This window comes from Acidobacterium sp. S8 (assembly GCF_009765985.1).
Classification (GTDB): Bacteria; Acidobacteriota; Terriglobia; order Terriglobales; family Acidobacteriaceae; genus Alloacidobacterium.
Genome location: NZ_LMUM01000004.1, coordinates 170,527 through 195,132 on the forward strand (window position 1 = coordinate 170,527; position 24,606 = coordinate 195,132).

Below are 24,606 nucleotides of genomic sequence, written 5' to 3' on the forward strand. Positions count from 1 at the left end.
GCCGATGTGCTGAACGGTGTGCCATCCATCGTGATGGGCATTTCTGTGTACTCGCTCATAGTGCTTCCGCAAAAAGGCTATTCTGCCCTGGCGGGCGGCGTAGCTCTCGGAATCATGATGGTTCCGACCATCACGCGCACCACGGAAGAGATGTTACTTATGGTGCCGAATGCAATCCGTGAAGCAGCGCTCGGATTAGGCGTGCCCAATTGGAGATCGGTGCTGGCCATCACCCTCAAGACTGCCTCACCGGGAATCATTACTGGATGCATGCTGGCTTTCGCGCGCGTGGCCGGCGAGACCGCTCCGCTGCTCTTCACTGCATTTGGCAATAATTTCTGGAGTACCAACCTTACTCAACCCATTGCCGCATTGCCGCTGCAGATTTACGTCTATGCCATCTCGCCGTACGATGAATGGCACCGGCTGGCTTGGGCAGGCGCCTTGGTTTTGATTGTGTTGATTGTGGTTTCTGTCGCTCTGGTGCGCTATGTGACCACGCGCGGCGTTTTGAAAGGGGCGAGTTAAGTGGGTGTCGGAATTGAAGTCTCGAATTTAAACGCCTGGTACAGCACGAACCATACGCTGCAGGATATCAACCTGCATATCCCGGCAAACCAGGCGACGGCGCTCATTGGCCCTTCCGGCTGCGGCAAGTCTACTTTTGTTCGCTGCATTAACCGCATGCACGAGACAAATCCGATCGCAAAAGTCACAGGAACTGTGCGTATCGGCGATATAGACGTCTATAAGGATGCTTCGCCGGTTGAAATTCGCCGCCGGATTGGCATGGTTTTTCAGAGGCCCAACCCATTTCCCACGATGTCGATTTACGACAACGTTGCGTCTGGTCTGCGCCTGAACGGGTTTCGCAATCGTCGTGTGCTGGACGAGGTGGTGGAACGTTCGCTGATTCAGGCCGCCCTCTTCGAAGAAGTGAAGAACGATCTGAAGAAGAAGTCTGGGGCGAGTCTCTCGGGTGGTCAGCAGCAGCGTCTCTGCATCGCGCGTGCGCTTGCGGTCGATCCCGAAGTTTTGCTGATGGACGAGCCGGCTTCAGCCCTCGATCCGGTTTCCACGGCAAAGATTGAAGATTTGATCTTCCAGCTAAAGTCGCAGTACACGATCGTGATTGTGACGCACAATATGCAGCAGGCAGCCCGTGTCGCCGAGCGTACCGGTTTCTTTTTGAATGGCAGGCTTGTCGAGTTTGATTCAACTCACAAGATTTTCACAAATCCCGGCGACAAGAGGACTGAAGATTACATCACGGGTAGATTCGGATGATGCGCGTTCGTTTTCACAAAAGCCTGGACGACCTGAAAGAAAAGCTGCTGATAGCCGCCGGCATGGCTGAACAGTCGATTCAGCGAGCGGTAGAAGCCTATCGCACGCGCGACCTCTCTATCTGCGATCTGGTCGACCGCAGCGAGTTGGCCATTAACCGTATGGAGCGCGAGATCGACCAGATGTCGCTTGATCTGCTGGCGATGGAACAACCGATGGCCATTGACCTGCGGTTCATTCTCGCCGTCATCAAGATCAACGCCGACGTCGAGCGTGTCGGCGATTCTGCGGTGAACATCATCGAGCGTGTTCGCGATCTGCAGGCATATCCGGTCGTCGATCTTCCCGTAGATATTCCCCGCATGGCAGGTATCGCCGCGGCTATGGTGCGTAAGGCTCTCCAATCGTTTATTGAGGCCGACGCCAAGATGGCAGAGTCGGTGCTTTCCATGGACGACAGCGTGGACAAGATGAATGAGACGATTCATTACGCGCTGCTGAATGTCATGCGCGAACAGCCGCAGTACACACCGCAGGCCCTCGATGCCTTGGTGATTGCGCGCAGTCTGGAGCGTGTCGCAGACCATGCCACAAACATCGCCGAGGATGTGATTTTCTGGGTTCAGGGATTCGATGTGCGCCACCATCTGAGCATGATCGATGGAGCCCGTGGTTGAAAGTTTGAAGCAGGTGCAGTTCGTCAGTCCTGGCGTACGCACCGATCGAGAATATGATTTCAGAGCGCTTCGAGAAGCTCTTGCAGGCGATCGAGAAATGCTCTCTGCCCACTGAGAATGCGTTGACGGGCTGCTTCTACTGAGAACCACTCCCACCTGTCCACCTCTGGAAATTCTTTCATCTGCCCGGAGCGGGGAGGCCATTCCATCGGGAATGTGTTGCTTTTTAGTCCCGCAGCATCACAGTTTCCTTCGAGCGCCCAAGCACTCACAATCTTGCCACCCGGCTGTTTGAGCTCGCCTAAGCTGACAAATGCTCCGTCGATCGCCACGCCGGTCTCTTCTTCGAATTCGCGTTTTGCGACCGCAATCGGGTCTTCCGCCTCAGCGTATTCGCCTTTAGGAATGGACCACGCTCCGATGTCTTTCTTCGCCCAGAACGGGCCTCCGGGATGAACCAGAAACACTTCAAGAAGACGATCAGTTCGTCGGTATAGCAATAGTCCGGCGCTGCGTTTAGGCATAACGAAGGATAACGTCTTGTCCGAAAAGTCATAGGGTCCATTCCCGTTTACCGGTAAGACCACAATGGTTAACGAGAGCGTCTGACGGGAACGAATCAGGAGATCAGCTTTTGACGCAACCGCTAAGCTTTTGATATAAAAACTTTAGGCAATAAGCCGCCCGCCAGATACTCCTCAGTAGCTCAATGGCAGAGCATTCGGCTGTTAACCGAAGGGTTGTAGGTTCGAGTCCTACCTGAGGAGCCAATTACATCAACAACTTAGGTTTCTCTCCTTTCGTTTTCTCCGTCGATACCGGGGAAAATACCGGGGACCCTGTCGGAGAATGCGCTTCCGGGCGGCTGATTGCTTCAACTGCGCCGCGCAGTTCATCCGTGTTGAAGTGACCGTACCGCGCAGCCATCTTGACCATCGTACTTGGCGACCAGCCAACGATCTTGGCTATCTTCGGAAGTGGCACTCCGCCGTCGATCATCCGGCTGATTGCTGTGTGTCTCAGGTCATGCGTACGCACCGCCAGCGGCTCGACTTCCTCTGTCTCTGGCGTGACTGAAAGCGTCTTGCCAGCCATCTTGCGCGCGGCTTCCAGGCTGTCTTCCAGCTCCCCATCGGCTTGTCTGGGTTTACCTCATAGAGTACGACCTGCCCGTTTTGGTAGCCCGCCTCGCCGTCAAGACCATACTTTTCTGTCGCGATCGAAGGCACATAAAAATTGCGAGGTCACTACGGCTCGGATTTATCTTCCTCGTGTCTACCTTGGTGGTACGGGGACAGACAGCGGATGCGAAGAAGGACGCGGACAGCTGCTATGTGAGGCAGGTGAAGAGCCTTCCGGGGAGTCACGATTTCGCGGCGGATTTTATTGAAGTCATTGCCACTGATCCCAGTCCTAAGAACAAGAATCACAATGTGGTGTGGGGTCTGACGGCGGACCTGAGTCGTGAGATTCCAGCGGAGGAGCGGGCACTGTACGTCTCCAAATCGGCCGATGGCGGGGAGTCGTGGACACAGGTAGCGCGAGTGGATTCGAGATATTTTGATGCAGGAATTGACGAGGGACTGCGTAACGGATTAAGTGTCGCGCCAGGTGGGGCGGAGTTTGTGATCACGACCCAGAAGGGGGCGTTCCAGATTCTCCCCCGGGCGAAGGCTTCGGATGCGATTGTGAGATATATCGCGGGGCCGCGCGTACCACATGACAGGCCGTGGATAAGCATTACGAAGAAGGAGGGGGATCCAGTAAGAGCGGCGGCGGCGAAGATGACAGCGGACGGGAAAAGGCTGATCGTGGGCTACGGCTACTTTGACATGAATCCGCAGATCCTCAGCTATCACAAGGGCGGCGGATCCTGGCTGATGGACGGACCGCTGGCGGACCTTCCGACTGATCTGGATATTCTCTCGATGCAATGGGACAAACCAGGGAAGGCGCATCCTGACTCACTGTACGTAGGAACGGGCGATCAGGTCTATCGGCTTGATCTTCACACGAAGAAGTGGACCCTTGTTCGCGGAGTGGAACAGGATTCGGCGATCCACGCGATCAGCACGGTGGGTGGCCTGCATCTGGCGGCATGCTGGGGAGTGTATGAACCGGTGAGCGCGGATGTCGTGGCAAGAGTAACAAATGCGGAGTTTGTCTATCACAGAGATGAAGATGAGACTGGGCCGAACATTCGCGCCTATGGGATTGAGGTTGATCCGGCGAGTCCAAATCGGCAGGTGGTAACTGCGCTTACTGGTGTCTACACCAGCAAGGATGGCGGCCTGAACTGGAAGAGGTTGAATGATCTTCCAGAGGGAGAATACAGGACGGCGCACTTCAATTCCGATGGGACGGTGATCGTGTCCGGGATGCCAGGGACATTTCTAGCGAATCCGTTTTCGAGTGGCTGTGGGCCTCATTTGAGGACAAGAGATTAGCTGCATTTTTAATCGTATGTAAGAAGAGAAAGGGGCAACGTGGAGAGAGAAAGCATTCGCTGGACGGCAAGCTTCCGATTAGCCGGTTTTTCGGCAACTTGCCGTGCGGGGGATTAATTGGTTTTCCGCGAAATGTGAATGCCGTTCAGCAATGAAATTACCCTTGCCCCTAAGGGGTATCTCAACGCCTGAAATCCGGAGTGGAGCACCTTTTCGTTCACCGCAGCAGACTGGTGCGGTCCGCACATAGATGCGAACCTGACGAACAGCCTGAAAGTCGGCTTTCGGCAGCTAGGCATGTTTCCGCTAACGCCGTTTTAGGGGAACCGCACTCAAAGGCTTCGATCTTTTGTCCTGACGTTTGCCAAGGCCGCGATGACGCAGAGTAGAACTTCGTTCCCGGCGATAGCATTTCTAAGCCGTAGGTCTTCTTCCCACGGCGCAACTTCCATCCTCCGTCCGTTCTCAAACGCAGCGTGGGAGCCAGCCGCTAACGAGGCTCTAAGAATCCGCGCTCTCGTGACGTGGGATCGGTATATCACCTTCGCAGTCGCAGCTCCAGTAATAAAGCCTATGGCAAACTTCAGTACTACAGCCTCGTGGAACAATCTCCCGCAGTGCACGCGCCGCACAAGACATTAGCCCTGTCGCAGTGGTGAGGGCTATGGAGCGTATGGAAGGATTAGCTGTCGAAATCAGGCGATAGCGCTCAAAACCACGCTTCGAATCCTCCGGTTTTGCAAAAGATGGGAGTATCCGAGTTAGCAGGCATCCGGATCGGCCCGACACGGTGTTTGACACTTCTAAGTTGCGGAGGAATAATCCTCTTCACGGCAGCACGAGCGCTTGAAAAGCGATGGAGACGGAGATGATCAGGACTTCTCTGGCTATATTTGTACTTCTCGTGGCACCGCTCTCTGCCGAGTCCTCCTCTGCGTTGCCTGGCTGTAAACCGCGGCCCGAAATTGCCAAGATCATCCACGAACAATTGGGATCAAATGAGTTTGACAAACTGAGCTTCGCCGACCAGGTCGCACGGCGGCGCAAAGTCCTGAGTGAGCTTATTGCAAGTTATCCGCGCGAGATCGATCCGCAAAAACGATTGATCTCTGCTACGCGTTACTGGGAAGATTCGGTGCAGCCGGGCAGTTTTGCCAGCTTACAGGAGCATTATCGTCAGCAGGTCAAAGAGCATCCAGAAGATCCCTTGACTTTGGATCTGGCCGCGAATGCTTTGATCGGGACGGACACGGCGGAGGCCATCCGCCTGCTTGAGGCCGCTAAAGCTGAGGCCCCTCAATTTGTCTGGCCTGATCTTGATCTGGCAGACATCTATACCAGCGGCAAATTCGCCGACAAACAAAAGTTCACCGATCACCTAACTGCATTCTGGATTGCTAGCCCTGGTGCAACAGATAGTATGGCTCGGTGGCTGCTGGTAAAGGACATTTCGCCAGTTGAGATCTGGTTGCTCTTTTAGAAAGGAGTGGTAGTAATACTGGTTTGTCCGCTTATCCCACTCCCAACCTGAACCACCGAAATTGCTCCGCCAATTATTCGGCTCATCTCGCCACAGATACCAATCTCGTTTGGGATTTTTACGCGAAGATCGACTTTCGACGAACCAGGGGTGCTTGTCGGAGGAATGATTGGGGACGAAATCGAGTATTACCTTAAGGCTTCGACGATGAGCTTCTTCGACAAGACGATCGAACTCCAGCATAGTCCCAAAAATTGGATCGATCCCGCAGTAATCAGCGACGTCGTATCCGAAATCGGCCATCGGAGACGGATAAATTGGTGCTACCCAGATAGAAGAGAATCTCGAACGGAAACATTGTTGGCATGATTAATGACCTTTGGTACAAGAATGCAGTCATCTATTGCCTCTCCGTCGCAACTTATATGGATGCAAATGGAGACGGCTGCGGCGATTTTCAAGGGTTGATGCGACGCCTGGATTATCTGCAAGGGTTGGGCGTCACCGCGATTTGGCTGATGCCATTTCAGCCGTCTCCGTGTAAGGACGACGGCTATGATATCGCGGACTACTACGGTGTCAATCCCCGCTATGGGACCCTTGGTGACTTTGTTGAATTCACGCGTGGTTGTCAACAACGCGGACTGCGTGTGCTGATCGATTTGGTGGTCAACCACACCTCTAATGAACATCCCTGGTTCCAGGCAGCGCGTCATGATCCCAAATCCAAATATCACGATTGGTATGTGTGGTCCAAAAAGAAGCCCGGGAATGCCGCTTCGGGAGTAGTGTTTCCCGGCGTACAGAAATCAACATGGGACTATGACGAGGTTGCTAAGGCTTATTACTTCCATCGGTTCTACGATTTTCAACCGGATCTCAATACTTCCAATCCTGAAGTTCAGGCTGAGATCCTCAAGATCATGGGTTTCTGGTTGCAATTGGGCGTTTCTGGCTTCCGCATGGACGCCATACCATTTGTCATTTCGCAAAAGGGCGCAAAGGTGGCCAAGCCAGAAGAACAATACGATATGCTGCGGACTTTTAGCCAGTTCCTGACCTGGAGAGAGGGAGAAGCAATCATCCTAGCCGAAGCGAATGTTCTTCCAGGTACCGACATGAAATACTTTGGCACTGCCGGTGAGCGCGTGCAGATGATGTTTAACTTCGAGGTGAATCAAAATCTCTTCTACGCCTTGGCCACCAGCGACTCTCGACCGCTCATTAAGGCGATGCGCTTGACGAAGAAGAGACCAGCTACGGCACAGTGGGGTCAATTTCTGAGAAATCATGATGAACTCGACCTCGGACGTTTGGAAGCCAAACAAAGAAAGGCGGTCTTTAATAAATTCGGCCCTGATCCGGACATGCAGCTGTACAACCGTGGCATTCGACGTCGACTCGCTCCGATGCTGCAGGATGATCGTCGCCGACTTGAACTCGCCTATAGTTTGATGATGACATTACCGGGCACACCCGTTATTCGATATGGCGATGAGATTGGAATGGGAGACAATCTCGCTCTGCCCGAGCGAAACTGTGCCCGAACGCCTATGCAATGGTCAACAGAGCCGCAGGCAGGCTTCACCAAGCGTGATCATCCTGTGTTGCCTGTTATTAGCGATGGCCCATACGGATTTCAACATGTAAACGTTGCAGATCAGCGACGGGATCCGAACTCACTTCTGAACTGGATGGAACGCATTATCCGCATGCGTAAAGAAGTTCCCGAGATTGGGTGGGGCGAATTTTCTTTTATTTCGGTAGGTACTCCAGAGGTCCTGGTGATGCACTACAGGTGGCGTAATAACTCCGTAGTTGGCGTGCATAACCTTAGCGGCGAACCGCGAGAGATTCGATTCTCGATTCAAGGTGAAGAAAAAAATTGCATATTGGCCAATCTTTTATCCAACGATCACAGTCAACCGGATTCAGGTGGCCGACACTCCATGCTACTTGAACCGTACGGCTATCGCTGGTTTAGGGTTTGTGGCTTGGATTACCTGCTCAAACGATCAGACATTTGAGACGCAATTTTCGCCAGTGGTGTTGGCGAAGGCAGCATGTCCCATCGCTTTCATCCATGGGTACCTGGGCTGTTTTCAACCCACGGTCCAAAAGCCAATGCCTAAGGTCGTGTCTTGAGCTCAGAAAGATCAAATATTTGCGAAGAGGAGTTTAGGAAGTATGAAGATTCTGATTGCCGCAATGCTGTGCTCCTGGACAATGGCATTGCCACCGCTTATCTCCCAGGCTCATGACCATGCCTCTATGGAGACTCTCGGCAGCGTCACTTTCAGTACATCCTGCAGCCCGCCGGTGCAATCGCAATTCAATCACGCGTTGACGCCGAGTCTCATTAAAATCCGCTGTGCATACCTAAATCAGGGTTAATAGCTCCCGTCCTTTTGTTTTACACTACCCGCGTTACTTCTGTGATCTGATGCGACCTCGTCGATTTAAGGATGGTTTAGGACCATTTGGGATGGATTCGGCCGTACGATTGTCGTGCATGGGTCGTATGACCATAAAGCTTTAATTCTGACCTCTTCGATGCTTTCAGAATGAAACCAAGTGGGGCGCGTAAATCAAACCTGCAAGATGTCACCTTCGCGCGCGACCATCTCATACAGCACCGGGTTGACGAAGAAGCCCAGGAAGAGCCGCGAGATCAAGCCGGCGACGATTACGATAGCAAAAGGCTTTTGCGTGTCTGAACCGATGCCGGTGGAAAGCGCCGCTGGCAGAAGTCCGAGACAGGCGACCAGGGCGGTCATCATGATAGGTCGCAGCCGCAGCAGCGAAGCCTCGCGGGTAGCAGTGCGAATGTCTTTGTTTTCCAAACGCAGCTTGTTGATATAGGAGACGAGGATGACAGCGGTTTCGACTGAAACTCCCATCAGCGCAAGCAGGCCAAGGGCTGATGAAACGCTGAACGGTGTATGCGTTAGCTTGAGCGCAATCAGCGCGCCTACCGGCTCTGTCAATACGACGCCGAGAGCGATGGTCACTGGAAATTTGAGATTGCCATAGAGTGCAAAGAGAATCATGAAAATGATCAGCAGGGCAAGCGGTCCGATCAACTCCATTTGGTGCTTTGCTTCGAGGAATTCGCCATACTCGCCTCCCCAAGTAAGCCGGTAGCCGGCGGGCAGGGATCTTGTAATGCTTTCTATCGCCCGCTGTCCATCCGCCACGGCTCCCTGCAGGTCGCGCCCCTCAATGCTGTACTGCACGCCGATGTAGCGTGAATTGTTTTCGCGATAGATGAAGGATGCGCCACTGGCTTCGTGAATATTCGAGAGTTCGCTGAGAGGAATCTGCTGGCCTGCGGGTGTTCCTACAAGCAGATTACCGATCTGCTGCGCATTCTCGCGAAACTCTGGCTTCATGCGCACGACAAGGTCGAATAGTTTTTCGCCTTGAATGACCTGTGTGGCAGCCTGGCCACCGACTGCCGCTTGCACAATCGCCTCGACATCAGCAACGTTGATACCGTAGCGAGCAATCTTATCGCGATCGACGTCGATCAGCAGGCTGGGCTGACCAAGCTCCCGTACCACTGTCAGTTCCGTGAAGCCAGGGACTTGCGAGAGACGGCGTTTGATATCGAGCGCTTTGCTCTGTAGAACGTTCAGATCGGAGCCATAAATCTTTACCGCGAGCGCACTCTTGAGCCCAGTCAACGCCTCATCAACGGCGTCTTCAGCAGGCTGGGTGTAGTTGAAGATGACTCCCGGAAACGCCTGCAACTGTTTCTGAATGTCCTCAGTCAGCTCTGTCTTGTTGTGGATTGCACTGGCCTTCCATGAAGCATCACTGTAAGGCTTCAGCCCTACGTAAAACTCATCATTGAAGAACCCTGTGGGATCGGTGCCATCATCAGGACGGCCAAGCTCGGAACCGACATCGGTGACCATTGGATACTTGCTCAACATCGCTCGAACCTGAGGCGAAAACTTGCTCGCTTCCTCGAACGAAACCGTATATGGCAAAGTTGCCCGCACCCATAGCGCGCCTTCATCGAGATGAGGCATGAATTCTCCTCCGATGAAAGGAACAAGCAAAAGCGTTGCAGCGAAGATTAAGAAGGCAGCGAACATCGTTATCTTCGGGTGGTCGAGGCACCATACAAGCTGACCCGCATATTTTTCTCGCACCCATTCAAAGGGTTTGTTGACGCGCTCGTGCACGCCTTTTTTGAACCAGTAGGCGCACATCACGGGAACAAATGTGAGCGTCAGGATCAAAGCCCCTATGAGCGCGATCGATACGGTGTCCGCCATGGGTTTGAATAGTTTTCCCGAAGGGCCGCTCAGCGCGTAGATGGGCAAATAGCCCGCAATAATGACGGCGACGGAATAGAAGATCGGACGATCAACGTCTTTTGCGGCAGCCAATATGACTTCGTGCAGGTTGTAGTCCTGGCCTTCGCGCATGCCCAGCTCGCGAAAGATGTTCTCCACCATCACCAGGGTGCCGTCAATTAGAATTCCGAAATCGATGGCTCCAATTGAGAGTAGGTTCGCTGCGACGCCTCGCGCATGCAGGAAAACAAAGGAAAAAAGCAAAGCCAGCGGAATGGTGAGCGCAACGATTACCGCGGCGCGAACGCTCACCAGGAAAAACATCAGGACTATGAGGACAAGCGCCATGCCCAGCAGCATGTTGTGCTCAACCGTGTCGATGGTCAGTTGCACCAGATCGCTGCGGTCGTAGTAAGGCTGCACTTTGATATCGGGCGGCAGAATCTGTTCGTTGAGCTGTCGGGTTTTCTCTTCGACACCCTTCAACACGTTCTGCGTTTGCTCGCCGCGCCGCATCATAATAACGCCTTCAACCGCGTCATCCGTTTTGTTAAAGCCGAATTCTCCTAAGCGCGGCGCATTCCCAATGGCCACATCGCCAATATCGCGAATACGTACCGGCACTCCGTTTTGGGTGCCAACTATGATGTCGCCGATGTCCGATGTATCGCGAACAAGCCCAAGGCCACGGACATAATAAAATTGGCCGCCTTGCGAATAGAAACCTCCTCCAGCATTGGAGTTGTTCACGGAAAGCTGTTGCAGCACGGTCGGCACCGTGATGTGGTATCCGTAGAGCCTCGCTGGATCAAGCAGCACCTGGTATTGCATGACGGTCCCACCGAAACCAGAATCATCCGCGACGCCTGGCACTTGTTTGTATTCGCGCTCGATAATCCAGTCTTCGTAAATCTTCAGTTCCTGTGGAGTGCGGTCAGGGCTCTGAATGACATATCGATAAACAAGTCCAGACGGACTGGCGAGTGGGGAAAGTGAAGGCGTTACGCCGGTTGGATATGTCACCTCGCTTAACCGCTGGAAAACGACCTGCCGCGCAAAATAGTCGTCGGTGCCTTCGTCGAATGTCAGGATGACGTCCGACAGTCCGTACAGAGAGATGGAGCGCATGACGGACATCTTTGGAACGCCATTCATTTCCACTTCGGTCGGTACAGTAACGAGACGCTCGATCTCCTCGGCCGCGTGTCCGGGCCACTGGGTGATGATTTCAACCATTGGTGGAGAAAGATCAGGATAGGCATCCACTGGCATGTGTTGGAATGAGATCGTGCCTCCGACAACGATAAACGCCACCATCAGCAGGATTAATAACCGCTGACGAAGGGCAAACTGGACGATGTGGTGAATCATTTCAAGCCGCCCTTCTCAATGTTGTAGCGAGTTAGCAAATTGAAGGAATAGGCTGCCGTCGCCCACAACCTTCTCCCCAATGGAAATACCCTGAAGAATTTGGGTTCGGCCACTCTGGTTTTCACCGATCTCCACATCGCGACGGCCGAACTGATTCGTTCCGATGACGACATACACGAACGGCTGGTTATTGTCGTCACGCAGAACGGAGGAGTCGGGCACGGCAATGGCATTCGAGATGGAACCCGCCGTCACAATGACGGTGCAATACATGTCCCTCTTCAATTTCTCGGCTGGATTGTCCACGACAATGCGTGCCTGCAGCGTCCTGGTGTTTGGATCGAGAGCAGGCGACACATAAGAAATTCGGCCGTGGAAACTGTCCGGATATGCGCTTGTTTGTACTACAACGTCATCTCCGCTGCGCACGGAAGCAAGATCCGATTGGTAGACATTCGCCAGAACCCACACCGTGCTGAGATCTGAAATGGTAAAGGCCTGCGTTTGTCCCGCCTGCACTACCTGGCCAAGCGAAACGAGACGCTCTACGACCTCTCCGCCGATGGGAGCAAGCACGGGGACCTGCGCCGAAGACGGAGCCTTCGCCAGATCAGCTGGATTCTTGATGCCGAGAATTTTCATTCCCTGGTCAGCTGCGTTCAAATCTGCCTGAGCCTGATTGCGGTCCGATTCGGCCTGTTCCAGATCGCGCTCGGCAATGGCGTGGTGTTGATACAGGTCCTGCGCGCGAGTGTAGTTTTTGTTCGCCAGGCGAAATGAGTCCGCCGCTTTCAAATAAGCGTCCAGCAATTGCGAATAATCGGGGCTACTCACTTCAAGCATGGGCTGGCTTGCTTTTACATGCTGTCCGGGCAATACGAGAATCCGGCTAACAGGCCCACCCACCTGTGTGATGACTGGCGTAGTCGCAAAAGCGTTGTATGCCACTGCTCCCGTAAGCCGGAGCGTGCGCGTCAACGTGGTGGGTTGAACAGCGACCACCTGCACGTGCGACATCTGGTCCTGGGGGATAGTGAAGAGCTGCGGGGTGGTCGCCTTTGAGGCTTTCGCCGAAAAAGACGTCATCTCGTTCGCTTGCTTGCGGTCGCTCGAGTTGCAGCCCATAAGCGCAAATACCGAAGTAAATAGGATCACAGTCTGAAGCCTGGATTTGCAGCGCGTGTTTCTTATGGTTGTCATGGCAAGCTCCTCGTTCCTACCGCCTGACGAAGCTGTTCAACCGCAAGCAGGTACGAAGCGAGTGCCTGACGATAGGAGAGCTGCGTATTTCGATAGCTGCGTTCCGCGTCAAGAAAATCAAGCAGACTCGCTGCGCCGTGCCGGTAAGCATATTCGCTTATGTCGCGAGACTGCTGCGCCGCGTCAAGATAACCCGAACGATAGAGGCCGACGATCTGGTCGTTCGAGCGCAGATTTTCAAAAGCGTCCCTCACATCTGTAAGAACTTGGCCGTTTGCAAATTTTTCCTGCTCCTGGGCTTGAGTGATGGCGTACCCGGTGCGCGCAATTTCTCCCTGGTTGCGATCGAAAATCGGCAGCTGGATCTGCCCGAACAGGGACACTGTGTTGTACGTGATGTGCGTGTAGTTGACCTGACCCGTAACATCCCGTTTGCCGATTGCCTTCTGCAGATCGTGCTGACTGTTGGCAGCAGCTACTCCCTGCTGCGCTGCCCTCAGGTCCGGCCGGTTCTGCAAGGCCTTGGCCTCAAAGTCTTCCCGGTTGCCCTTTACTGGCTGATAGTCGAATGCGCCCGCCACGTCATAGTCCGCCGTTATCGATTCATATCCGAGCATTTGCCGCAGATCCGAGAGCCCCTGAACTCTGGCAAGCTTCGCTGCCGATACGTCCGTCTGAAACTGAAGCATCTGCAGCTTTATTTTCAGCAGGTCGTCCTCGCTGATATCGCCAGCCTTGTACCGGGCTTCGGTGATGTCCATCGTGTTCTTAAAACTCTCAAAGTCTTGCGTGGCCAGCGCCAGAGTCGATTCCGCGAGTTCAACGTTAATGAACTGCGAGGCAACGCTGAAGGTAAGACTGCGCTCGTTATCGGTGACTTGGGAACGGGTTACAGCCGTCACATCCTTGGCTGCCTGCAGGCGGTGTTGTCGTTTCTTGCCGCGTTCGAACAGATAACTTACGCCCAGATCAAACTGAGCCGTGTCATCGATGTAATCTGCGCTGAATTCGTTCGGCTGGAAGATCGGCAGAAACTGTGCATCGCCGATCAATACCGGATTCGGGCGTAGATTTGCTGTGATTTCTTCCGCTTCGCTCTGCTGGATTGTGGTGCGCGCAGCCAGAATGTTGTGGTTGTGCACGAGCGCCATCTGAATGGCATCGTCCAGCGAAATCGTCACCGCTCCCGGTTTCTGCGCCAGCGTCTGTGCCTGCGGTGGTGATGGCGACGGGTTTTGCGCAGGCGTGGATTGCGCACCTGCGACTCCACGGAGAAATAGAGAGACTAGCAGCACTGGAAAACACAGACGTTCTGAACGCATAGGAAATCAGCCTTCTCAAGAGAGCAACAAATAGTGAGTCGTGCTGCAAGCAGCACGTAAGTAATGCGGCTGATTATGCGGGAGGGGCTCGAGCGAGTGTTTGCAGGATGGCAGGACGTGAACGGAAGCTAAAGCATTGAGGCTCCGGCCCATACCCTGCCGGAACGAGGATGAATAGACGCACGTTTGCCACAGGCAGTTCGGCTGCCTGATGGCTCATGTGGCAGATCGGGCAGGTCTCCGGCGAAGAACTAATGTGACGATGCCAGACTTCTCCGAACGTCGTCCCGATCACGAGCGCAAGAAGCGCTATCGGCAATACCATGCGACAGATTCGCTTTTGATCGGACATTCTTTTAAGAGCCGTGCAGAACCTTCCGGATATCTGGCTCTTGATACTACACCGTTATTCGACAATCCTCTGGAGAGCGACTCTGACAGAAGGCTCACGTCCAACGAGCACAACAGCTTGGATTAAACTCGCAGCCTCTGATCGCCGACCAGCTCAAGGAAGGTTGGGCGAGCCGATCAGGCAGAACGTCCATGATTTTCGTGGATTATGGTCACCAATTAACGAAAGATCCGATTTCCGTTATCAATCCAGCATTGGCGCGCAGGATGACCTACGTGAAAATTTCTGGAGCCTCGTCAAAACGATGATTCTCGGCTCGGTTGTTGAAACTGCTGGACCCTGCTTAGCCATAAGGTGAAGATCGCTTCCCCTTGACCCTTCGTGCGATTGGCAATCAGAAAGTGATACTTCTCCCTCGATTTAGAACCACACCATCCTTATGGGCTCTCGCAATTGCGTCTATGGATGACTAGAGAATTGGGCCCCTCTCCTTTGGTTCTCGGCATCTGGACCGTGATGCTTCCAATCCTGGGAGGCCGCACAACCCTAGAAGCGCTATCACCCCACCAAGCGTCAGCACAAAAGCGGTACCCGAATCGCGCTACGATGCCATCGCCGACGAAACGGCTGAACGTCATCGCGATGGAGGAGAGCATGTACCCCAGCGCTATTCGTTCCGCAGTCGTCCTTGCAACAGATCTGGCGGACAACATCGCTCACAGAGTGCGATGGCACGACGCTACAGTGTGGCGCAAGAATTAGGCTGTCAGCTTTTTCTGGAAATGCCGTTCGGTCATGCTTTGAGCGACCTCGTCCGCGAGAACCTGTCTGAGGTCGAGGCATATCCCGTCGTTCCCGGCGGCAGCATAGACAGGCTTCTCAAACGTGCTCAAAGCTGGAGTCGTTATCGCCACTTGCGGCGCTAGCTCGTCTGATTCTGGAGAAATGCCTTGACGGAGTTCTTATCAGAACACCACCGCGCAACAACCAACGACGAGCGCGACTTTGAAAAAGGGCTGGCATCACCCATTTTGCATCATTCCCATTTTATACATTCCAAAAGAGTTGGGAAATCGCCTGTAATCAGCGGCAGCGCACGACCAATACGCGACCATTCCCGAACCAAACAATGAGGGCGAACGCATCGCTCATGGGACTAGCATTTACACGCAGGCAGTCTTATCGCCCACTGGCGTATCGGCTAGTATCGACGGTCTTCGTCTGTCGGAAGCTTTTCCAGACTGGTTTTGCTAATACCTCAAATCAGGAAGTCTCGAAGTCTCGAAGTCTCGATTTAACCCGCCGCAGTTTGAATGCGTGGCCCGACCCGAATTATTTGCTCCAGAACAAAACTCCCCGAGTTTTATTTACAAAATGCTCGTGGTGACCAAAATTCATGAAGAAGTTATCCCGACGGACTGCCGCTTTTCGCTTGGCGAGGCTTCGTCACTCCTGTTTGGAATAATGTTCTCCCTAGCCAGATACTCGTCTTGATGAGTGCTATGGCCTGAAGTCAACAATTGAGACAGCGGTCTTCAGTAGATCACTTCGCGCCAGCCGATTTCACGGGAATGATCCGACATCGGTTGCGCGAGACAGAGGCCGAAGCCATTGCGTTCGTCGTGAGTAAAGCCGTAGGGCTGGATACCGGAACGGCATCGGCTGACTACATCCAGCTTTATCGGCAATGCATCGTTGTTGCTGAAAGCCTTGAAGCCATCCAAAAAGCATCCTCCGTTATTTTGGCAGCATTGGAGTCAAAGCCGGAATTCGACAATCAGGAACCGCAAGATGCAATGGCAGTCGCCAGCTAGTCCGCACCAACACCATGAGCGGGACGGTCAGAGGCCGTCCGCCCTCCTTATCCACCCGGCACCGAGAAACCCGCGCGTTATCGAAATGATGATGTTGATTTGGGGCTCGATAGCCATTTCACGACAGAGGGTGCAACGGAGTGTAGCGAACAAGAATATATTTTTGTGGTGTTACTTGCGGGAAGGGAATTTAGAACCCCACAATAACCCACATTAAGGATTGCCCCTCGTTACTTTCCAATACTTTTGGCTGCCAGCCGTTCCGCGTAAGTCGTTGATATTACGTTACAGATTGTTCTGTTAACCGAAGGGTTGTAGGTTCGAGTACTACCTGAGGGGCCAATTCTTTTCAAAGACTTACGACTCCGATAGACAGCGCGATGACCCCCTCAAAAATGTCCGATTGTGGGGACTTTTGTGGCAATCTACGTCAAAATCCTGCGTAATCACGTTCGATTTTGAGCACGTATGTTCCGCATTTTCGGCTCGCCCAAAGATTTCGGTAAGAGGTGGCGAATTCTGCGGTCTAGAACACATCTAGAGAGACGGGATCGCCAGAGCTTCCAGACTGGCCCGAAACAGTTTTAGTCCGAGAACTGTCGTTTGCATCCGTTGCAATCGTATCGATGAGATATTTTCCATCGCCATTCTCTTGCACCTGAATTGATGAGGATTGACCCACATTCACTCGAAACGTAGGAAGGGTATTGGGAGGAGATGTGTTCTCATCCGTCACGGAGACGAATAGATCTACGGTATCGTCGTTCGAAATTGAAATGCTGATCATAAGGAACTCCTTGGCTAGTTCAAAATTAGACCGCCCATCCTACCATACGTCTGCCTTCGCTAAACATTGCAAACAGGTCAAACCACACTTCTAATCTGCCTGTCGATGCGTACAGATTGCTGGCCGCGGTGACCGGGCTGGTCTCAACTGCGATGCGCGACAGCAGACCCCAGTACCCCTCGATAAATTTCAGGATCGAAAACATGGCCGGAGTATCCGTGTGAAATGTGACCAGCCGTTGTGTAAGGTGATACGAAAAGCAGCGGAATGCGCGTGCCGTTATCGAAGAAGTCGAGCGGCTGCCATGTGCTCAATCATGTCCGGCAAGCCACCCGACCTTTTTTCAGCATTAGCGGCAATAGGTGGCTACAGAACGGCTTTTAACATTTCAGTTTGGCTCTGTTGCTGATGTTGGCTGTAAATTGATTCGCCTTTCGACGAAATCCGTTACCAGCTGTTGAAAACCAAAAATCAATGTACTGCATCATAGATATTCGTTGCGACTTCCCCCATTTGAGTAGCGACCTCGGGGGAGGAGCGCTGCTCAAAAAGCGACGCCAGCGGGATTGATGATTCCGCTGGCGTTTGCATATTCACTCGCGAATCCGTGAAGTGCACGACGCGTTCATGCCCCGGCATCAATGCTATTTTCGCAAGCCTGAACATAGCCAAGGAATTTCTAAGCCGGAAATTCCAGTTTGCTCGATGCTACGGTACATGGTTTTTCGGAGCCGGGTGAACGAAACGCCAGTCGAATCTAAAACTGCAGATCGTACAATCAAGAAAATGTCCTACTGGTATCGGCGCGTCTTTCTGCTAGCCATCCCGCTGATTCTTTCCAATCTGACGCAGCCGCTGCTCTCCACAGTGGATACGATTCTCTCTGGCCATTTGCCGGGTGCGGCCGTACTCGGTGGAGTTGCCGTGGGAGGCATTCTTTTCAATTCAATCTATTGGACCTTCGGGTTCCTTCGTATGGCAACTACAGGGCTCGTCGCTCAGGCGCACGGAGCCGGTGATCAGGACAGGCTCATGCATCACTTCGGTCGGGCGCTGCTCACCGCTTGCCTGATCGGAGCCTTGATCCTCCTGATTCAAAAGCCGCTTATCTCTACCGCGTTGACGCTGCTTGGCGCTCACTCAGAAGTGCGCCAGGCTGCGTTGGTTTATTGCGGTATCCGGATCTGGTCGGCGCCGGCAGCGCTGGCGAATTACACCATCCTCGGATACCTGCTGGGTCGACAGCATGCGCGAACCGCTTTGCTTCTGCAAGCGACAATCAACATTGTCAACGTGGCTGTAGCTCTCACTCTGGTTCTGTGGCGACACTGGGGTGTTGCCGGCATCGCTACCGCAACAATGGCCGCGGAATGGACAGGATGCGTCATCGGTCTTGCGCTCATGCTTGCCAGTGGGGCGCGTGTCAGGCATCTGCGCTGGAACGAACTGATGGACGGCGCCAGCCTGCGCCGCCTCTTTGCTCTCAATCGCGACATTCTTCTTCGCACTCTGAGTCTGGTCGCCGCCTACGCGTGGTTTACGCGTACCGGAGCGCGCAGCGGAGATGCGATCCTGGCCGCAAACGCCGTTCTCATCAACTTTCTTTGGATAGCGGGTTACGGACTGGACGGATTTGCCAATGCCACTGAAGCGCTGGTGGGCGAAGCGATTGGCGCGCAGCGAGTGTCGGACTTTCGTGCCGTGCTAAAAGCCAGTTCGGTTTCAGCCTTTACTGTCGCTGGAGCAATCTCATTTTTGTATCTGATATTCGGGCGTCATATCATCGCTATTTTTACGAATCAGGGCGCCATTCGTTCACTTGCCGAGGAGTTTTTACCCTGGCTGATCGTGCTTCCTCTGGTAGCTGTCTGGAGTTTTCTGCTCGATGGTGTTTTCATCGGAGCCACTCGCGCTCAGGAACTCCGAGACAGCATGCTGATTTCCCTCATCGGATTTTTAGGCCTTGCTGTGGTTCTAACGGCGCGTTTCGGAAATCACGGTCTATGGTGCGCGATGCTGGCCTTTATGGCTTTGCGCGCAGCCACACTGGGACTTCGTCTCCCAGCAGTCGAACGAAAATCTTTTGTGATGTCTGAAGATCCAGTTGAGGCATAGCTGCCTGGATCAAAATCAGATCAAAGCCATGCAGGTGGAAGCGTTTACACTCTAAGAAAACAATGGTATTCAATGGACATGCAAAATTCCCGCTCTTCTGGTTCTGCTTTAGGTCTTTCTGCGCTGATATTAGCCTCTGCTTTGGGTGTCTGTGGAGTGCAGGCGCAAGAGCCTGTTACGGCTCGCACTCCCGCCACGCCGCTTGTGTTACATGATCCTTATTTCAGCGTCTGGTCATTCAATGATGCATTGACCGACGGTCCGACCCGTCATTGGACGGGAACTCATCAACAAATGTCGGGACTGGTGCGCATTGATGGAAAGACATTTCGATTTCTCGGTGACGATCGGGACACCACGGCACTGAAGCAGGTTTCGCGCGCGATATGGCCGACGCGGACGATCTACGATTTTGAAGATGCGGGAATCCACCTGACGCTGACATTCTTTACTCCGGCCTTGCCGCAGGACCTCGACATACTCTCTCGCCCCGTCACCTATGTAAGCTGGGACGTGCGTTCAACCGACGGCCAGCCGCATAACGTATCTGTGTACTTTGACGCAACCGCGCAACTGGCGACCAATACGGACGATGACACCGTCGTCTGGGGACGCGAGCGAGTTGGCGACATGCAAGCCCTTCGCATCGGAACAAATGCGCAGCCGGTGCTCGCAAAATCTGGCGACAATCTGCGCATCGATTGGGGATGGTTCTATCTGGCTGTTCCGCCGCAACCAGGAACAGAGACAGCGGCCAGCAATTGGGAAGCGCGCGAACAATTCGCTAAAGGTGGATCCTTACCGACAACGGACGACCTTGATATGCCGGCCGCGGTAAAGCACGGCCAACCGCTCCTCGCAGTTCGTTTCGACCTCGGCAGTGTTGGGAGTGCGACGGTTTCGCGCCGCGTGCTGTTGGCTTATGACGATCGTTTTTCCATCGAATATCTGAATCGGAAACTTCGAGCCTATTGGCGCCGCAATGGCATGACCACAGCGGAAATGCTGGAAAAGGCCGAGTCCGAAGAGTCGTCGCTGCGTACCAAAGCCGAAACCTTCGATAAAGAATTGGTAACCGACCTCACACAACAAGGTGGCTCGCACTACGCGCAACTGGCGACGCTCGCCTTTCGGCAGACGATAGCTGCACACAAACTGGTTACCGACGTAGACGGCAAGCCAATGCTTTTCTCGAAAGAGAACTTCAGCAACGGCTGCATCGATACGGTTGATGTCACGTATCCATCCGCGCCGTTCTTTCTGCTGCTGAATCCAAAATTGCTGCAGGCGCAGCTTGACCCCATGTTGGAATACGCGAGCCTGCCGCGCTGGCGCTGGCCCTTCGCGCCACATGATCTTGGTCAATATCCGCTCGCGAATGGACAAGTCTACGGCGGCGGCGAACGCACCGAGGAAGATCAGATGCCGGTGGAAGAGAGCGGCAATCTCATCATCCTTACCAATGCACTGGCGCACGCACAGGGCTCAGCCGCCTTCGCCGAAAAATACTGGCCTGTGTTGACGAAATGGGCCGAATATCTGAAGGAAAAAGGCCTGGACCCGGAAAATCAGCTCAGCACCGATGACTTTGCCGGCCATCTTCCTCACAATACGAATCTCTCCATCAAAGCCATCGACGCTTTAGGCAGCTACGCACAGCTGGCTGAAATGCTCGGCAAGAAACAGGAGGCAGCCGAGTACCGCAAACTCGCCCAACAGATGGCTGCCAAGTGGAAGGAGATGGCCGTTGATGGCGACCATTACAAGCTTGCCTTCGACCAGCAGGGAAGCTGGAGCCAGAAATACAACCTTGTATGGGATCGAGTGCTCGGCCTGCATCTCTTCTCGCCGCAGATTGTCGATCAGGAGATGGCCTTCTACCTCAAACATCAGAACGAGTTTGGACTGCCGCTCGATAATCGCAAAACCTATACCAAGCTCGATTGGATCGTGTGGACGGCGACACTCAGCGACAAGCAGAGTGACTTTATCGCGCTCACTGATCCGCTCTATAAATATATGACCGAATCACCGACACGCGTTCCCTTGAGTGACTGGTTTGAAACGACAGATGGACGCCAAGTCGGATTCCAGGCGCGCTCCGTCGTCGGCGGCGTTTACATGAAGATGCTCGCTGATCCCGCGATGTGGAAGAAGTGGGCAAGCATGGGCAAGTAAAACGATTCACACGCGCCTCCGGTTGCCGCGCTAAGATAGTAACGTTCGGAATCGGAGGTGTGGTGGTGAGCGAAACCAATCATGACAGACGTCAGTTTCTCAAAACGGGTGGGGCAGTAGCAGCCGCCCTGGTAACTGGCGCAGGCGCAACCCTCCCCGCTGCTGCGCGAACGCTGCCCGAGCTTCCTTCGAATCCCGTCACACCCAAAGCCATGCCGACGCGCAATCTTGGCCAGACCGGATATCGCGTCGGAGTCTTCAGCCTTGGCGGTCAGGCTGCTCTCGAGCGCGCGAATAACGAGGAGGTCTCCGTCGCCATCATCAACCGCGCTCTCGACCTCGGCGTGAACTACCTCGATACCTCGTCCATCTATGGTGGCCCTCCGCGCTGGAGCGAGCAATATCTCGGCAAGGTGATGAAGACCCGGCGCTCCGAGGCTTTTCTCGCAACCAAGACAAAAGAGCGTACCCGCGACGACTCCATGCGCATGATCGAAGAGTCGCTGAAGCTTCTCCAAACGGATTACGTCGATCTCTGGCAGCTTCATGACATCGGCACTATGACCGATGTGAACGAGGTCTTCGCCAAGGGTGGCGCGATGGAAGCGCTCATCGAAATGCACGACCAGAAGGTCGTTCGCAACCTTGGCATCACCGGCCATTATCGTCCCGACGCGCTCACGGAATGCATCCACCGCTATCCATTCGATACGATCCTGATGGCGCTCAACGCCGCTGATCCGCACCAGTTCAGCTTCCGGGACCAGCTCTTACCCCTCGCAGTCGAAAAGCAGATGGGCATCATCGGCATGAAGATTCCCGCGCGCGGACGTATCCTCTCAACCTGGACGCCTCCTCCCATCGAAGAGCAGAAGCATAGCTGGGAAGGCATGGTGCTTGCTCCGAGATCCGGTACCATCACTATGCGCGAAGCGCTGTACTACACGCTGTCTCATCCAGTCAGCACGGTTATCATTGGTTGCGATTCCGTAGCGCAACTGGAAGAAAATGTAGCTCTGGCGCGCGCGTATACGCCACTCAGCAACTCACAGATGGCCGCTCTCGAAGCGAAAACGGAGCCCGTAGCAAGCCAGTCTCTCTTCTTCCGCCATTATGACCGCGCTTAATGTAACTGTTATTGCGACAAAAATCAGAGGACGCATACTACGCCCACTTCTATTAAGCAGAGACGTCTAGCTCACGCAGTAGAAACGCATAGTCCATAGCAATTTCTTTCAGGTAGTCATAGCGTCCTGAAGCGCCACCATGCCCGGCAGTCATATTGGTGTGCAGCAGTAGCGAATTGTTATCCGTCTTCAGCGTACGCAGCTTTGCGACATACTTTGCTGGCTCCCAATACATCACCTGGCTGTCGTAGAGCGATGTTTTCACGAGCATCGCCGGATACGATTTTGCCTCAAGATTGTCGTAAGGCGAGTAGCCGAGCATGTAATCGAATGCTTCCTTTTCGTTCGGATTGCCCCATTCCTCATACTCGGGAACCGTGAGCGGCAGGGAAGCGTCCAGCATCGTATTCATCACGTCGACAAACGGCACATGCGAAATGACGGCGCGAAAGAGATCGGGACGCATATTTGTAACTGTGCCCATCAACAATCCACCGGCGCTGCCGCCTTCTATCGCAACTCGCGTCGGATCTCCGTAACCACTTGCTGTAAGGTGTTGTGCCACGGCAATGAAATCCGTAAACGTATTGAGCTTTTGCATCAACCGGCCGGCATCGTGCCATGGTTTACCCAGATCACCGCCTCCGCGAATATGCGCATAGGCAATCACGAAGCCGCGATCAAGCAAGCTCAGACGATTACTGTTAAAGCCGACCGGCAGCGAGTAACCATACGAACCGTAGCCATAGAGATAGAGCGGATTTTTTCCGCCCTCAAACCTGTCTTTGCGGTACACAACCGATACAGGGACCTTCACGCCGTCCGGCGCAACCGCAAACAGTCGTTCAGAGGCATATAGGGTGCGATCAAACTCGCCAGGCACCTCAAGCTGCTTGAGCAGCGTCGATTCTCCTGTCATCACGTCATACTCGTAGGCAGAGCTGGGTGTCACGAGCGATTGATACGCATAGCGAAACTTCGTTGTGTCGAAGACGCGATTGACATGCGGATGCGCGCTGTAAACCGGCTCGGGAAAAGCGATCTCCTGCACAGATTGGGTTTCGGTGCCGTCGCCTGCAAAGCGCAGCACGCGCATGTGCTCCAGGCCGTCGCGACGCTCACAAGCAACATAAAACTGAGCGAAAAGATCAACCTCTTCCAGCATCACTTCTGCGCGGTGTGGAATGACTTCCGTCCAGTTATCCGTATCCGGATTTTCTACCGGAGCAGTCACCAATCGAAAATTACGCCCGGTATCATTGGCGCGAATAAAGAACTTTCCGTTGCGATGATCAATGTAATACTCAATGTTTTCGCGTCGCTTCGCGATCAACCTGAATGTCGCATCCGGCGTCTCCGCATCCAGAAACCGCGCTTCACTCGTCGTGTGGCTGCCCGACTCCAGAACGATATATTTGTCATCACGTGTTCGACCTGCGCCGATGTTGAACCGTTCATCTGTCTCTTCGTAGACGAGCACGTCCTGCGCATGCGAAACACCCAGCGTATGCCGATAGAGTTGATACTGCCGCTTCTGTTCTTCATCCTCGACGGTATAGAAGATGGTCTTGTTATCTGCGGCCCAGACAACCGACCCGGTGCGCTCTACCTGTTCCGGCAGCACTTCACCAGTGCGCAGGTCCTTTACACGCAGCGTGTACTGTCGAAAGCCTTTATTGTCGAAGGAGTATGCCAGCAGGTTGCCGTCATCAGAAACGGTCATACCACCCAGCGCCATGAAGCTCTCGCCCTTTGCCAGCTCATTTACATCCAGAATTACACCTTCTGGTGCATCCAGCGAGTCTTGCTTGCGGCAGTAAATCGGATATTGCTGGCCTTCCTCGGTCCGCGTGTAGTACCAGTAATCGCCATCGCGGAAGGGAACCGAAATATCCGTCTCTTTGATGTGGCTCAGCATCTCTCGATAGAGAGTATCCTGCAGTTCCTTCGTCGGATCGAGCACAGCCGCGGTATAAGCATTCTCCGCTTCGAGATAGGCAATTGTTTCTGAACTTTCTTTATCGCGTAGCCATCCATAGTCGTCGACAAGCGTGTGTCCGTGCAGGGTGGTTTCGGTGCGGCGTGGTTTTGCTAAGGGGAAAGAAGATGAATCGGTTGCAATTGGCATACATCTCAAGAATA

Annotated in this window: 21 protein-coding genes and 1 tRNA gene; 13 read left to right on the plus strand and 9 right to left on the minus strand. The window is 53.7% G+C overall.

Annotated elements, in window-relative coordinates; genetic code table 11:
• The 3 genes from GSQ86_RS23255 to phoU form a co-directional block, all read left to right on the plus strand.
• Window positions 1–528: PstA family ABC transporter permease (locus GSQ86_RS23255; RefSeq protein WP_254062069.1), on the plus strand; the 528-nt coding region annotated here is incomplete at its 5' end.
• A complete protein-coding gene (pstB, locus tag GSQ86_RS01470; RefSeq protein WP_158748170.1) occupies window positions 529–1,287 on the plus strand; it encodes a phosphate ABC transporter ATP-binding protein PstB in 759 nt (252 codons plus the stop codon).
• The gene (phoU, locus tag GSQ86_RS01475) at window positions 1,287–1,964 is read left to right on the plus strand and encodes a phosphate signaling complex protein PhoU (protein WP_158748216.1); all 678 of its coding nucleotides are present in this window, start codon (window positions 1,287–1,289) and stop codon (window positions 1,962–1,964) included. Before pstB ends, phoU begins: the two co-directional genes overlap by 1 nt.
• Before the next feature lie 59 nt (window positions 1,965–2,023).
• Here the strand turns inward: phoU and GSQ86_RS01480 are convergent, their stop codons facing one another.
• Complete coding sequence (locus GSQ86_RS01480) at window positions 2,024–2,488, minus strand: NUDIX domain-containing protein (protein ID WP_158748171.1); 465 nt, start codon at window positions 2,486–2,488, stop codon at window positions 2,024–2,026.
• Window positions 2,489–2,659: 171 nt separating this feature from the next.
• Between GSQ86_RS01480 and GSQ86_RS01485 the strand changes: the two genes are divergently transcribed.
• Window positions 2,660–2,734: transfer RNA gene (locus GSQ86_RS01485), tRNA-Asn, on the plus strand.
• A gap of 1 nt (window position 2,735) precedes the next feature.
• Here GSQ86_RS01485 and GSQ86_RS01490 read toward each other — a convergent pair.
• Window positions 2,736–3,059, minus strand: a complete 324-nt coding sequence (locus tag GSQ86_RS01490) for a tyrosine-type recombinase/integrase (protein WP_158748172.1) — start codon at window positions 3,057–3,059, stop codon at window positions 2,736–2,738.
• A 176-nt stretch (window positions 3,060–3,235) separates the two neighbouring features.
• Here GSQ86_RS01490 and GSQ86_RS01495 point away from each other — a divergent pair, with 176 nt between their 5' ends.
• Both GSQ86_RS01495 and GSQ86_RS01500 read left to right on the plus strand, forming a co-directional pair.
• Window positions 3,236–4,411 (plus strand): hypothetical protein, encoded by a 1,176-nt coding sequence (locus GSQ86_RS01495; RefSeq protein WP_158748173.1) that lies wholly within the window; start codon window positions 3,236–3,238, stop codon window positions 4,409–4,411.
• A gap of 856 nt (window positions 4,412–5,267) precedes the next feature.
• On the plus strand, window positions 5,268–5,891 hold the full coding sequence (locus GSQ86_RS01500; RefSeq protein WP_158748174.1) for a hypothetical protein: 624 nt from the start codon (window positions 5,268–5,270) through the stop codon (window positions 5,889–5,891).
• Here the strand turns inward: GSQ86_RS01500 and GSQ86_RS01505 are convergent.
• On the minus strand, window positions 5,790–6,194 hold the full coding sequence (locus GSQ86_RS01505) for an alpha-amylase family glycosyl hydrolase (protein WP_371719933.1): 405 nt from the start codon (window positions 6,192–6,194) through the stop codon (window positions 5,790–5,792). The genes GSQ86_RS01500 and GSQ86_RS01505 overlap by 102 nt on opposite strands.
• 62 nt (window positions 6,195–6,256) lie before the next feature.
• Between GSQ86_RS01505 and GSQ86_RS01510 the strand changes: the two genes are divergently transcribed.
• The gene (locus GSQ86_RS01510) at window positions 6,257–7,918 is read left to right on the plus strand and encodes an alpha-amylase family protein (RefSeq protein ID WP_158748175.1); all 1,662 of its coding nucleotides are present in this window, start codon (window positions 6,257–6,259) and stop codon (window positions 7,916–7,918) included.
• Window positions 7,919–8,479: 561 nt separating this feature from the next.
• Here GSQ86_RS01510 and GSQ86_RS01515 read toward each other — a convergent pair.
• The 3 genes from GSQ86_RS01515 to GSQ86_RS01525 are packed head-to-tail and all read right to left on the minus strand — an operon-like array spanning window position 8,480 to window position 14,091.
• The gene (locus GSQ86_RS01515) at window positions 8,480–11,569 is read right to left on the minus strand and encodes an efflux RND transporter permease subunit (RefSeq protein WP_158748176.1); all 3,090 of its coding nucleotides are present in this window, start codon (window positions 11,567–11,569) and stop codon (window positions 8,480–8,482) included.
• Between the two features lie 15 nt (window positions 11,570–11,584).
• Window positions 11,585–12,769: an efflux RND transporter periplasmic adaptor subunit gene (locus tag GSQ86_RS01520; RefSeq protein WP_158748177.1), complete on the minus strand. Its 1,185-nt coding sequence runs from the start codon at window positions 12,767–12,769 to the stop codon at window positions 11,585–11,587.
• Window positions 12,766–14,091 carry a TolC family protein gene (locus GSQ86_RS01525; protein WP_158748178.1) on the minus strand — a complete coding sequence of 442 codons (1,326 nt, stop codon included), beginning with the start codon at window positions 14,089–14,091 and terminating at the stop codon, window positions 12,766–12,768. Before GSQ86_RS01525 ends, GSQ86_RS01520 begins: the two co-directional genes overlap by 4 nt.
• Before the next feature lie 262 nt (window positions 14,092–14,353).
• Here GSQ86_RS01525 and GSQ86_RS01530 point away from each other — a divergent pair, with 262 nt between their 5' ends.
• From GSQ86_RS01530 to GSQ86_RS01540, 3 genes are all read left to right on the plus strand, one after another.
• Window positions 14,354–14,569, plus strand: coding sequence for a hypothetical protein (locus GSQ86_RS01530; RefSeq protein ID WP_216840963.1), 216 nt, complete (start codon window positions 14,354–14,356; stop codon window positions 14,567–14,569).
• A gap of 602 nt (window positions 14,570–15,171) precedes the next feature.
• Window positions 15,172–15,369, plus strand: coding sequence for a hypothetical protein (locus GSQ86_RS01535; protein ID WP_158748180.1), 198 nt, complete (start codon window positions 15,172–15,174; stop codon window positions 15,367–15,369).
• Between the two features lie 645 nt (window positions 15,370–16,014).
• The gene (locus GSQ86_RS01540) at window positions 16,015–16,257 is read left to right on the plus strand and encodes a hypothetical protein (protein WP_371719938.1); all 243 of its coding nucleotides are present in this window, start codon (window positions 16,015–16,017) and stop codon (window positions 16,255–16,257) included.
• 526 nt (window positions 16,258–16,783) lie between these two features.
• Here the strand turns inward: GSQ86_RS01540 and GSQ86_RS01545 are convergent.
• The gene (locus tag GSQ86_RS01545; RefSeq protein WP_158748181.1) at window positions 16,784–17,044 is read right to left on the minus strand and encodes a hypothetical protein; all 261 of its coding nucleotides are present in this window, start codon (window positions 17,042–17,044) and stop codon (window positions 16,784–16,786) included.
• A 25-nt stretch (window positions 17,045–17,069) separates the two neighbouring features.
• A complete protein-coding gene (locus tag GSQ86_RS01550; protein WP_158748182.1) occupies window positions 17,070–17,249 on the minus strand; it encodes a hypothetical protein in 180 nt (59 codons plus the stop codon).
• A 581-nt stretch (window positions 17,250–17,830) separates the two neighbouring features.
• Between GSQ86_RS01550 and GSQ86_RS01555 the strand changes: the two genes are divergently transcribed.
• The 3 genes from GSQ86_RS01555 (at window position 17,831) to GSQ86_RS01565 (ending at window position 22,464) form a co-directional block, all read left to right on the plus strand.
• A complete protein-coding gene (locus GSQ86_RS01555; protein WP_158748183.1) occupies window positions 17,831–19,159 on the plus strand; it encodes an MATE family efflux transporter in 1,329 nt (442 codons plus the stop codon).
• Window positions 19,160–19,315: 156 nt separating this feature from the next.
• On the plus strand, window positions 19,316–21,337 hold the full coding sequence (locus tag GSQ86_RS01560; protein WP_254062070.1) for a glutaminase family protein: 2,022 nt from the start codon (window positions 19,316–19,318) through the stop codon (window positions 21,335–21,337).
• Window positions 21,338–21,402: 65 nt separating this feature from the next.
• Entirely contained in the window at window positions 21,403–22,464 is a 1,062-nt protein-coding gene (locus tag GSQ86_RS01565) for an aldo/keto reductase (protein ID WP_158748184.1), read from the plus strand.
• 52 nt (window positions 22,465–22,516) lie between these two features.
• Here GSQ86_RS01565 and GSQ86_RS01570 read toward each other — a convergent pair whose 3' ends face one another.
• A complete protein-coding gene (locus tag GSQ86_RS01570) occupies window positions 22,517–24,592 on the minus strand; it encodes a S9 family peptidase (protein WP_158748185.1) in 2,076 nt (691 codons plus the stop codon).
• Window positions 24,593–24,606 lie beyond the last annotated feature (14 nt).